Here is a 9,649-nt window from a genome sequence, read left to right on the forward strand (position 1 = left end):
ACACTAATTACAAACACTACGATCTTCCAAACAGTTCTCGACCGACCGCCTTCGGCGACGGCGTTCCGTCGGCCGCGTTCGGCGGCCGCGTTCCAACGGCAGCCTTCGGCGACCGAACGCCGCGCCGAGGACGCAGCGACCGCGTTCCAACGGCCGCGTTCAGCGACCGAACGTCGCGTCTGAAGGTGGCGTCCGAGGCCCGCGGCCGAGCATGGTGTCAGGTATTGACCAATCCGGATTTCTTTCTGGTCAGATCGTCGCTGCCCACTGGGTCAGGTTGTGGCCGTGAAGGCCAGGACCGTCGTCTTCTTCGTGCCTGCGTCGGTCAACGCCGCCACGCAGGCGGCGGCCGTCGCGCCCGTGGTGATCACGTCGTCCAGGACGATCGCCGTTGTCGGGGGTCGGCCGGTGCACCGCAGCCGTCCCCGTAGGTTCATCACCCGCTCCTCGGGGTCCAGGCCCACCGAGTCCCGGGCACGCCCGGACAGGCGCAGCACCGGCGCCACCGTCGCCTGGTGTCCCGCCTTACGCAGTGCCGTCGCGCAGGCGCGGGCCACCGCCGTCATGTGCTGCCCGTAGCGTGCGCGGGCGGCCGACGGTCGGGACGGTGCCGGAACCAGCGCGAACGGTCCGGCTCGGATCGTGGGCAGTGCCGTCGCCAACGCTCCGCCGAGCACCGTGGACAGTTCGTGGCGGCCCCTTTCCTTGTACGCCAACAAGGCTCTGCGTGCCGGCCCGCGGTACCCGGTCAGCGCGTACGCACCGGACAGTCCTGGGCGGGCCACCGGAAAGACGCGGACCGAGCCGGCGCAGTCGGCGCACCAGCTGGTCCCCGGGAGGTCGCAGCCGGCGCAGTAGTTCGGGACGAGGAGGTCGAGTATCGAACGCATGGTCGCATTGTGCACCGGTTCACCGACAGGCGTCGGCAGCCGCGAGCGCGGCGGATCCCGGCGGCGAGCACGGACAGTGTGTTTCAGGCAGTGGGAAGTGGTTCATACCCCCGACCGGGTGAACTTGGACGGGGAACTCGGATCACCTGAAGATCGTTGGGAATACATGGCAGGAAGGCCGACCCGATCACGTGAGAGGGCTGCAGTGCCTGGTGGGACCCGCGGGTCGCGACACACGTCGCCCGCGGCCGGACGCGTGTGCCGGTGCGCGAGCCGCGTTGCACTCCGTAACCCTGGTGTTAACGGCAAGTTCGCCCGCCGAGGGGGCTTTTGTACAGGCACAACCCGAGATAACGTCTCGGCATCAGCTTTCCCGTTTTCCCAGGGAGGAGGCGAGTAGCCATGCCCCTGGCGCCGGAAGTACTGAGGTGAGGAACCCCCTCCCGCACTCAGTTCTGGCAGTCCACGAAGCCAGAGACCGGCGCTGTTGTTCGCCCACTATCTCGCTGCTGGCGAGGGAGGTTGTGTATGGACATCGTCGTTAAAGGCCGCAACGTCGAGGTGCCCGATCACTACCGAGTGCACGTCGAGGAAAAGCTGACCAGGCTCGAACGCTACGACCGCAAGGTGATCCGGTTCGACGTCGAGCTGTTCCACGAGCCGAACCGCAGGCAGTCGAAGAACTGCCAGCGCGTCGAGATCACCGGCAAGGGCAGGGGACCGGCCGTGCGCGCGGAGGCCTGCGCCGGCGACTTCTACGCCGCGCTCGACGCCGCCGTCACCAAGCTGGAGAACCGTCTCCGGCGTCTGCACGACCGTCGCCGCGTCCACTACGGGCGCAGAAGCCAGACCTCGGTCGCGGAGGCGACCGCCCCCGCTGCCACACAGCTTCACACGCCGTCCGCGAGCAACGGACGTGCGCAGACCGCGGTGCTGCCCGCGCGAACCGAGCAGCCGATCGGCCTTCCCGAGGTGCCGGCACAGCGCTGGGAGAGCGCCGAGGACGACAACCTCCCCGGCCGGATCGTCCGGGAGAAGGAACACTCGTCGAGCCCGATGACCGTCGACCAGGCCCTCTACCAGATGGAGCTGGTCGGACACGACTTCTACCTCTTCCATGACGCGGAGTGCGGACGTCCCAGCGTCGTTTACCGCAGAAGGGGATTCGACTACGGCGTAATCCGGCTGGTCTGACACCACCCGTCCGCCCACTCAAACGCGAAAAGCTCCCGGGTTTCGCCAGCTCGGGAGCTTTCGCGTGCCCAAGTTGTCCACAGGTCCGGTCAAGGCGTGGGCACCGACCATCCGGGACCGCCTACGATGGGGGGTGCACGGTGAGTCGCCTCACCGAACACAAACGCGCGACGACGACGATCCAGCTAGCGAGGTTGACCTGATGGTGCTGTCCCGGATACTCCGAGCGGGCGAGGGCAAGACGCTCAAGCATCTGAAGCGGATCGTCGAGGAGGTCAACGAGCTGGAGGACTCGGTCGTCGACCTGACCGACGCGGAGCTGCGCGCCAAGACCGAGGAGTTCCGCAGGCGCTACGAGAAGACCCGCGACCCGGACCTGCCCGAGGGCGAGACCGACGAGGACGCCCTCGGTGACCTGCTGCCGGAGGCGTTCGCCGTGGCCAGGGAAGCCGCCAAGCGCGTGCTGGGCCAGCGGCACTTCGACGTGCAGCTCATGGGTGGCGCCGCGCTCCACCTGGGCAAGGTCGCCGAGATGCGCACCGGTGAGGGCAAGACGCTGACCGCGGTCCTGCCCTCCTACCTGAACGCGATCTCGGGCAACGGCGTGCACGTGGTCACGGTCAACGACTACCTGGCCAAGCGCGACGCCGAGTGGATGGGCCGCATCCACCGGTTCCTCGGCCTCACGGTCGGCGCGATCCTGTCGGAGATGACGCCGCAGCAGCGCCGCGTCGCCTACCGCGCCGACGTCACCTACGGCACGAACAACGAGTTCGGCTTCGACTACCTGCGCGACAACATGGCGTGGACCCTGGACGACATGGTCCAGCGCGGCCACAACTTCGCCATCGTCGACGAGGTGGACTCGATCCTCATCGACGAGGCGCGCACGCCGCTGATCATCTCCGGGCCGGCCGACAACTCGTCGCGCTGGTACACCGAGTTCGCGCGCATGGCGCCGATGATGAAGAAGGACGTCCACTACGAGGTCGACGAGCGCAAGCGGACGGTCGGCGTCAGCGAACAGGGCGTGGAGTTCATCGAGGACCAGCTCGGCATCGAGAACCTGTACGAGGCGGCCAACACCCCGCTGGTCGGGTACCTGAACAACGCGCTGAAGGCCAAGGAGCTGTTCAAGCGCGACAAGGACTACATCGTCCGCAACGGCGAGGTCCTGATCGTCGACGAGTTCACCGGCCGCATCCTCGCCGGCCGCCGCTACAACGAGGGCATGCACCAGGCCATCGAGGCCAAGGAGAAGGTGGAGATCAAGGCCGAGAACCAGACGCTCGCCACGATCACCCTCCAGAACTACTTCCGCCTCTACAGCAAGCTGTCCGGTATGACCGGTACGGCCGAGACCGAGGCCGCGGAGTTCCAGAACACCTACAAGCTGGGCGTCGTGCCGATCCCGACGAACCGGCCGATGGTCCGCCTCGACCGCTCCGACCTCATCTACAAGACCGAGGAGGCGAAGTTCGAGGCGGTCGCCGACGACATCGCCGAGCGGTACGAGAAGGGTCAGCCGGTGCTCATCGGCACGACCTCGGTGGAGCGGTCGGAGTACCTGTCGAAGCTGCTGGTCAAGCGGCGCATCCCGCACAACGTGCTGAACGCGAAGCACCACGAGAAGGAGTCGGCGATCGTCGCCGAGGCCGGCCACACGGGCGCGGTCACGGTCGCGACGAACATGGCCGGTCGTGGTACCGCCATCGTGCGCGGCGGCAACCCGGACCACGTGGCGGAGCAGCGGCTGCGGGAACGCGGCCTCGACCCGGTGGAGACGCCGGAGGAGTGGATCGCCGCGCTGCCGGCCGAGCTGGAGAAGGCCGGGGAGGACGTCCGCGCGGAGGCCGAGGAGGTGCGCGAGGCCGGCGGCCTCTACGTGCTGGGCACCGAGCGGCACGAGTCGCGGCGCATCGACAACCAGCTGCGCGGCCGGTCCGGCCGTCAGGGCGACCCCGGCGAGTCGCGGTTCTACCTGTCGCTGAACGACGAGCTGATGCGGCGGTTCAACGCGGCGTTCGTCGAGCGCGTGATGGTCACGATGCGGGTGCCGGACGACCAGCCGATCGAGGCGAAGATGGTCACCCGCGCGATCAAGAGCGCCCAGACCCAGGTCGAGCAGCAGAACTTCGAGATCCGCAAGGACGTTCTGAAGTACGACGAGGTCATGAACCGCCAGCGCAAGGTCATCTACGCCGAGCGCCAGCGGGTGCTCAAGGGCGAGAACCTGCGCGACCAGGTCGAGAACATGGTCGTGGACGTGGTGACCGCCTACGTGCGCGCGGAGACCGAGGGCGGCTACGCGGAGGACTGGGACCACGAGAAGCTGTGGACGGCGCTGAAGTCGCTGTACCCGATCTCGCTGAAGTGGGACGACCTGGCCGACTCGATGGAGGCGGAGGGCAAGGACCTCACCGGGGAGTACCTGGAGGAGGCCATCGTCGAGGACGCCAAGCGCGCGTACCACGAGCGCGAGGTCGAGATCGACGGGCAGGCCGGCGAGGGTGCCATGCGGCAGCTGGAGCGCCAGGTCATGCTGCAGGTGCTCGACCGCAAGTGGCGCGAGCACCTGTACGAGATGGACTACCTCAAGCAGGGCATCGGCCTGCGGGCCATGGCGCAGCGCGACCCGCTGATCGAGTACCAGCGCGAGGGCTTCGACATGTTCGCCACGATGCTGGACGCGCTGAAGGAGGAGTGCGTCGGCATCCTGTTCAACTTCCGCGTCGAGCAGCCGGAGCCGGCACCGTCGGACGCGGCAGCACTCCCGTCGGCCGCCGACCGCGTCGTGCGTGCCCAGCGCGCGGCGCAGGCGGCCCAGGCCGCGCAGGAAGCGCAGCGCGCCCAGGCAGCGGCGATGGAGGAGAAGATCCCGCCGGCCCTGCGTGGCAAGGGGCTCGGTGCCCCGCCGCAGGGACAGCAGCGCCTCACCTACAGCGGCCCCGCCGAGGGCGGCGGCGTCGAGTCGCGGAGCAACAACAACGGCCAGAACGGTCAGAACGGCAGCGGTGCCGATGGTGCCGGTGGCGCTGGCGGCACCCGCCGAGAGCGCCGCGCCGCGGCCCGCGACGCCCAGAAGAAGGGCAAGAAGGGCCCGCGCCGGTAGTTCCCGCCGGTAGTTCTTCCAAGGCGCCTCCACCACCCGCCTGGTGGTGGAGGCGCCTTGCGTTCGGCGGATCTCTCGTTCCGGCAAGCGGCATGAACGATGGCGCGAGGAAGCGCTGGAAGAGGGAGCAAAGTGGCCAAGTGGCTGGGCCACTCCCACGAGGGGGGCGCGTGGCCCGGTCCTCAGCGGTGTGGTGCCTCAGTGGCTGAGCGGATCAGCCAGTGAACCACGGGGTGTGTTCCGTGACGTAGCGGTGCCGGTTCAGAGGAGTTCGAGGAGGAACGGGAGTTCTTCCGTGGCGTACCAGGCCAGTTCGTGGTCCTCGGCCTCGCCGAGGGTGAACTCCGCGTCGTTGTCGCCCAGGTCGGCGGCATCGACCACGGCCGCGGCGGCGCGGACGGCGTCCTCCGCGTCCGAGGTGTCCAGGTGGATGGCCGCCACCTGCTTCAGCTGCACCGGACCGGCCAGCTTGACCACCGCGTAGTCCAGGTCCGGGCGCAGCGTCGCGCCGTCGACGTCGGCGGACACCACCGCCCGGCGGGGTAGGACCAGCTCGGGGTCCTCCTCCAGCTCCGCCTGCAGCAGCCGGAGCGACGCGCGCGCCGCCTCCAGCATGGCGGCGTACTCCAGCTCCTCCGACGTACCCGAGGCATAGGACTCGCGCAGCATCGGGGTCAGTGCGAACGCCGTGTCGTTCACCGCGGACAGCTCGCCGGCGGCGTTGAGCGTCCTCAGCATCAACACCGTGGCCGGTATGTAAACCCTCACCGTGCTCCCGTTCCCTCTGCGGCAGGCAGCCTAGATCCTGGCACACTCGCCGCCCCGCCGACGTGCCATGCTCTCGTCCGTGGACGGCCAATCACCGAAGGACCGGTTCGTGACCGTGTTCGGGCGCAAGCCCGTGCTGGAGGCACTCGCGGACCGGCGGCTGGACGTGGACAAGGTCATCCTCGCCGACAACGCCCGCGGGCCGGCCGCCAGGGAGATCCTCGACGCGGCCAAGTCGCGGAGCGTGCGGGTCGAGCGGGCCAGCGCGCACCGGGTGAAAGTGCTGGCCGGCAACGGGAAGCAGGACCAGGGCGTGCTCGCCGACGTCGTCGCGCCGCGGATGCGGCGGCTCGAGGACGCACTCGCGCAACGCCCCGCCCGCGTCCTCGTGCTCGACGGCATCACCACCTCCGCCAACGTCGGCATGATCCTCCGCACCGCCACCGCCGCCGGCATCGAGGGGATCGTCGTGCCGCGGCGCGGGGTCGCCAGCATCGACCCGTTGGTCGTCAAGGCCTCCGCCGGCGTCGCCTTCCACGCGCCGATCCTCCGCTGCTACACCGCCGAGGAAGCCTGCCGCGCGCTCCGCGACGCCGGTTACCCCCTGTACGCCCTGGACGGCGCCGCCCGCCGGTCGCTCTTCGACGCCGAGCTGCCGGAACGGGCCGCCTACGTCCTCGGCGGCGAGACCGCCGGCGTCAGCGACGAGGTGCGCCGGCACGTCACCGGGCTCGTCGCCATCCCGATGGCCGGCGACGTCGAGTCGCTCAACGTGGCCAGCGCGGCGGCCGTCCTCTGCTTCGAGCTGGTCCGTCGCGCCAGGTGACCAGCTGCTCGAACGAGTGATCTTTGTCCACTCAGGACGGTCGACTCGCTCTGTAGGGCATGACGCTTCCCGCCCTACCGGAGGACGAGTACGACCGCGACGACCGCGACGTCCGGCTCCGCGCGCTCCCCGACTACGAACCCGACGAGCCCGACCCCGGCGTGCCGCTCAGACGCTGGTCCAGCCTGCGTCCGGTCAGCGGCCCCCAGCTCAGGCTGGCCCCGCCACCGCAACCACCCGGCCGACCGCAGGTCCCGCCGGCGGCGCTGGTCCGGGTGTTGCGCCACGTGTTCGAGGTCCTGGACGGCCGTCGCCCGGTCGGGCAGTTGCGGTCACTGCTGCCCGGCGACGCCTTCGAAGGCGTCCTGACCCGCCTGCGCAGCACCGGCCCCGGCGGGCAGCACACCCTGCGGAGCATCCACCCCTGCTCCCCGACGCCCAACGCGGTCGAGGTGGCCGTGGTGGTCGACCACCGCTCACCGCGAGGCCGCCGTCGCGTGCTCGCCGCCGCGGCGCGGTTCGAGCGCGACGTCGACCAGTGGGTGTGCACGGTCCTACGACTTCTGTGACGCCTCCAGCACGATCTTGCCCGTCACCTTGCCGGCCATGAGCAGCCGCAGCCCCTCCGCCGCGTCGGCCAGCGGCAGCCGCGTCTCGATCGGCGGGTTCAGCTTCCCGGCCAGGACCAGCGCGTACACCTCCGCGAGCGCCCGGTTGAACGACGGACCGGCCTTCACGTAGTAGAACCGAGTCCGCCGGCCGCGCCCCCGACCCAGCAGCCTGCCGAGCCGGAAGCCCGCGAACCGGCGGATGGTCCGCAGGTACGGCACGGCCCAGTGGTTGTTCTCCCGCAGGGTCGACGCCGAGCCGTAGTTCACCAGCACACCGCCGTCGGCCAGCAGCTCGTACGACTGACCCAGGCTCTCGCCACCCAGGTGGTCGAACACCGCGTCCACCCCGCCGGGCGCCAGCGCGCGCACGGCCGCCGCCACGTCCTGCCGGTAGTCGATGGGTTCGCCGCCCAGCGCCCGGACCGCCTCGTGCTTGGCCGCCGACGCGGTGCCGAGTACCCGCGCGCCCGCCGCCACCGCCAGCTGCACCAGCAGCGTGCCGACCCCGCCGGACGCGCCCTGCACCAGCACCGTCTGCCCGGCACGTACCCGCACCACCTCGTGCACCATCTGCCACGCGGTCACGCCGTTCGTGGTCGCCGCCACCGCCACACCGGCGTCCAGCCCCTCGGGCACCGGCACGACGTGGTCGGCCCGGACCACCACGTGGGTGCGCCACGCACCCGTCCCGACCTGCGCCGCGACCCGGTCGCCCAGGGCCACCCCGGACACGTCCGGCCCGACCGAGGTCACCTCCCCGACCAGGTCGTAGCCCGGCACGAACGGGTACCGGGGCTGCCTCGGGTAGCGGTGGCCCAGCATCTGCACCTCCGCGAAGCTCACGCCGCTCGCGATCACCCGGACGCGCACCTGGCCCTTGCCCGGCGCGGCCGAGTCGGTGTCCGCCACGTGCAACTTCTCCGGACCGCCCCGGCCCGTCAGCACGATCTCCATCGCAACCTCCTGATGTTAGAGCCTCTAACTTCAATTAGAAGGTGTTAGGGTAGGACTTGTCAAGGCGGAGGGAGCGCACATGGACCGACGGCAGCGATACCGGGAGCAGACCCGTCAGGAGGTCAAGCGCATCGCGCTGGAGCAGCTCGCGGAGCACGGCGTCGCGGGCATCTCGGTGAACGCGATCGGCAAGCGCATGGGCGTCACCGGGCCCGCCCTGTACCGGTACTTCGCCAACCGGGACGCCCTGCTGACCGAGCTGATCTCCGACGGCTACCACGACCTTGCCGACACCCTCGAGGTCGCCATCGCGAGCGTGCCGGCCGAGCCGGAGCGGCTGTGGGCCGGCGCACGCGCCATGCGGGAGTGGGCACTCGCCGCGCCCCACCGCTACCTGCTGCTGTTCGGGACGCCCGTGCCCGGCTACGAGGCGCCGCCGCACACCCTCGACGCCGCCAGCCGCAGCATGGCCGCGCTGCTGTCCGCCGCGGGGGAGGACACCGGCCCACCGGCGGAAGGCGCGCTGGCGGAGCAGGTGCGCGCGTGGGGCGCGCGCATGGGGTACGACGGCCGCACGGCCCGGCAGCTGCACTGGGGGCTGATCGTGTGGTCGCGCCTGCACGGGCACCTCAGCCTGGAGGTCACCGGCCAGCTCGCGGCCACGGAGGTGGACCCGGCGCTGCTCTTCGACGCCGAGGTGGAGGCGCTGGTGGCCTGGTGGACCACTCCGTCGTGACAGGATGGGGGTAAGCCACAAGCCGTTCCAGAAAGCAGGAGGCGAGCCACCACATGGACGCCATTTCGTCCGTGCCCACCCCGGGTAACGAACCTGTCCGCGCTTACCAGCCGGGCAGTGCCGAACGCGAGTCGCTGCGGCGCAGGATCGCCGAGCTGGAGGGTGAGCGCCACGAGCTCACCATGACCATCGCGGGCGAGCAGCGGATGGCCGGCGGCGAGTCGATCGACGTGGTCCAGCCGCACGACCACCAGCACGTGCTCGGCGTCTCCGCGCAGGCCACCGCCAAGGACGTCGCCGACGCCGTCGCCGCGGCCAAGCAGGCCGCCCCCGCCTGGCGGGAACTGCCCTTCGACGAGCGCGCCGCCGTCCTGCTCCGCGCCGCCGACCTGCTGGCCGGACCCTGGCGCGACACGCTCAACGCCGCGACCGTCCTCGGCCAGTCGAAGTCCGTGCAGCAGGCCGAGATCGACGCCGCGTGCGAGCTCATCGACTTCTGGCGCTTCAACGTCGGCTATGCGCGGCGCATCCTCGCCGAGCAGCCCGACTCCAGCCCCG

Annotated in this window: 9 protein-coding genes; 6 read left to right on the top strand and 3 right to left on the bottom strand. The window is 70.3% G+C overall.

Annotated features, from left to right (window positions below):
- Positions 1 to 272: 272 nt before the first annotated feature.
- Entirely contained in the window at positions 273 to 890 is a 618-nt protein-coding gene (locus ACJ73U_RS23920; protein ID WP_407779927.1) for a ComF family protein, read from the bottom strand.
- A gap of 528 nt (positions 891 to 1,418) precedes the next feature.
- Here ACJ73U_RS23920 and hpf point away from each other — a divergent pair.
- Both hpf and secA read left to right on the top strand, forming a co-directional pair.
- On the top strand, positions 1,419 to 2,084 hold the full coding sequence (gene hpf, locus ACJ73U_RS23925; protein ID WP_407779928.1) for a ribosome hibernation-promoting factor, HPF/YfiA family: 666 nt from the start codon (positions 1,419 to 1,421) through the stop codon (positions 2,082 to 2,084).
- 202 nt (positions 2,085 to 2,286) lie between these two features.
- On the top strand, positions 2,287 to 5,196 hold the full coding sequence (gene secA / locus ACJ73U_RS23930; RefSeq protein ID WP_407779929.1) for a preprotein translocase subunit SecA: 2,910 nt from the start codon (positions 2,287 to 2,289) through the stop codon (positions 5,194 to 5,196).
- A gap of 261 nt (positions 5,197 to 5,457) precedes the next feature.
- Here the strand turns inward: secA and ACJ73U_RS23935 are convergent, their stop codons facing one another.
- Positions 5,458 to 5,964, bottom strand: coding sequence for a DUF6912 family protein (locus ACJ73U_RS23935; RefSeq protein ID WP_407779930.1), 507 nt, complete (start codon positions 5,962 to 5,964; stop codon positions 5,458 to 5,460).
- 79 nt (positions 5,965 to 6,043) lie between these two features.
- On the opposite strand from ACJ73U_RS23935, the gene ACJ73U_RS23940 reads away from it, so the two are divergent.
- Positions 6,044 to 6,790, top strand: coding sequence for a TrmH family RNA methyltransferase (locus tag ACJ73U_RS23940; RefSeq protein ID WP_407779931.1), 747 nt, complete (start codon positions 6,044 to 6,046; stop codon positions 6,788 to 6,790).
- Between the two features lie 59 nt (positions 6,791 to 6,849).
- Positions 6,850 to 7,359: an Rv3235 family protein gene (locus tag ACJ73U_RS23945; protein ID WP_407779932.1), complete on the top strand. Its 510-nt coding sequence runs from the start codon at positions 6,850 to 6,852 to the stop codon at positions 7,357 to 7,359.
- On the opposite strand, the gene ACJ73U_RS23950 is transcribed toward ACJ73U_RS23945, so the two are convergent.
- Entirely contained in the window at positions 7,345 to 8,355 is a 1,011-nt protein-coding gene (locus tag ACJ73U_RS23950) for a medium chain dehydrogenase/reductase family protein (protein WP_407779933.1), read from the bottom strand. The two genes, ACJ73U_RS23945 and ACJ73U_RS23950, sit on opposite strands and share 15 nt — an antisense overlap.
- Before the next feature lie 79 nt (positions 8,356 to 8,434).
- Here ACJ73U_RS23950 and ACJ73U_RS23955 point away from each other — a divergent pair, with 79 nt between their 5' ends.
- Both ACJ73U_RS23955 and ACJ73U_RS23960 read left to right on the top strand, forming a co-directional pair.
- Complete coding sequence (locus tag ACJ73U_RS23955) at positions 8,435 to 9,091, top strand: TetR/AcrR family transcriptional regulator (protein ID WP_407779934.1); 657 nt, start codon at positions 8,435 to 8,437, stop codon at positions 9,089 to 9,091.
- A 53-nt stretch (positions 9,092 to 9,144) separates the two neighbouring features.
- Positions 9,145 to 9,649: aldehyde dehydrogenase family protein (locus tag ACJ73U_RS23960; protein ID WP_407779935.1), on the top strand; the 505-nt coding region annotated here is incomplete at its 3' end.

The organism is Actinophytocola sp., from assembly GCF_045807065.1.
Classification (GTDB): Bacteria; Actinomycetota; Actinomycetes; order Mycobacteriales; family Pseudonocardiaceae; genus Actinophytocola.

Coding starts and splice junctions, on each gene's coding strand:
- ACJ73U_RS23920 (WP_407779927.1), bottom strand. CDS start 890: ATGCGTTCGATACTCGACCTCCTCGTCCCGAACTACTGCGCCGGCTGC.
- hpf (WP_407779928.1), top strand. CDS start 1,419: ATGGACATCGTCGTTAAAGGCCGCAACGTCGAGGTGCCCGATCACTAC.
- secA (WP_407779929.1), top strand. CDS start 2,287: ATGGTGCTGTCCCGGATACTCCGAGCGGGCGAGGGCAAGACGCTCAAG.
- ACJ73U_RS23945 (WP_407779932.1), top strand. CDS start 6,850: ATGACGCTTCCCGCCCTACCGGAGGACGAGTACGACCGCGACGACCGC.
- ACJ73U_RS23950 (WP_407779933.1), bottom strand. CDS start 8,355: ATGGAGATCGTGCTGACGGGCCGGGGCGGTCCGGAGAAGTTGCACGTG.
- ACJ73U_RS23955 (WP_407779934.1), top strand. CDS start 8,435: ATGGACCGACGGCAGCGATACCGGGAGCAGACCCGTCAGGAGGTCAAG.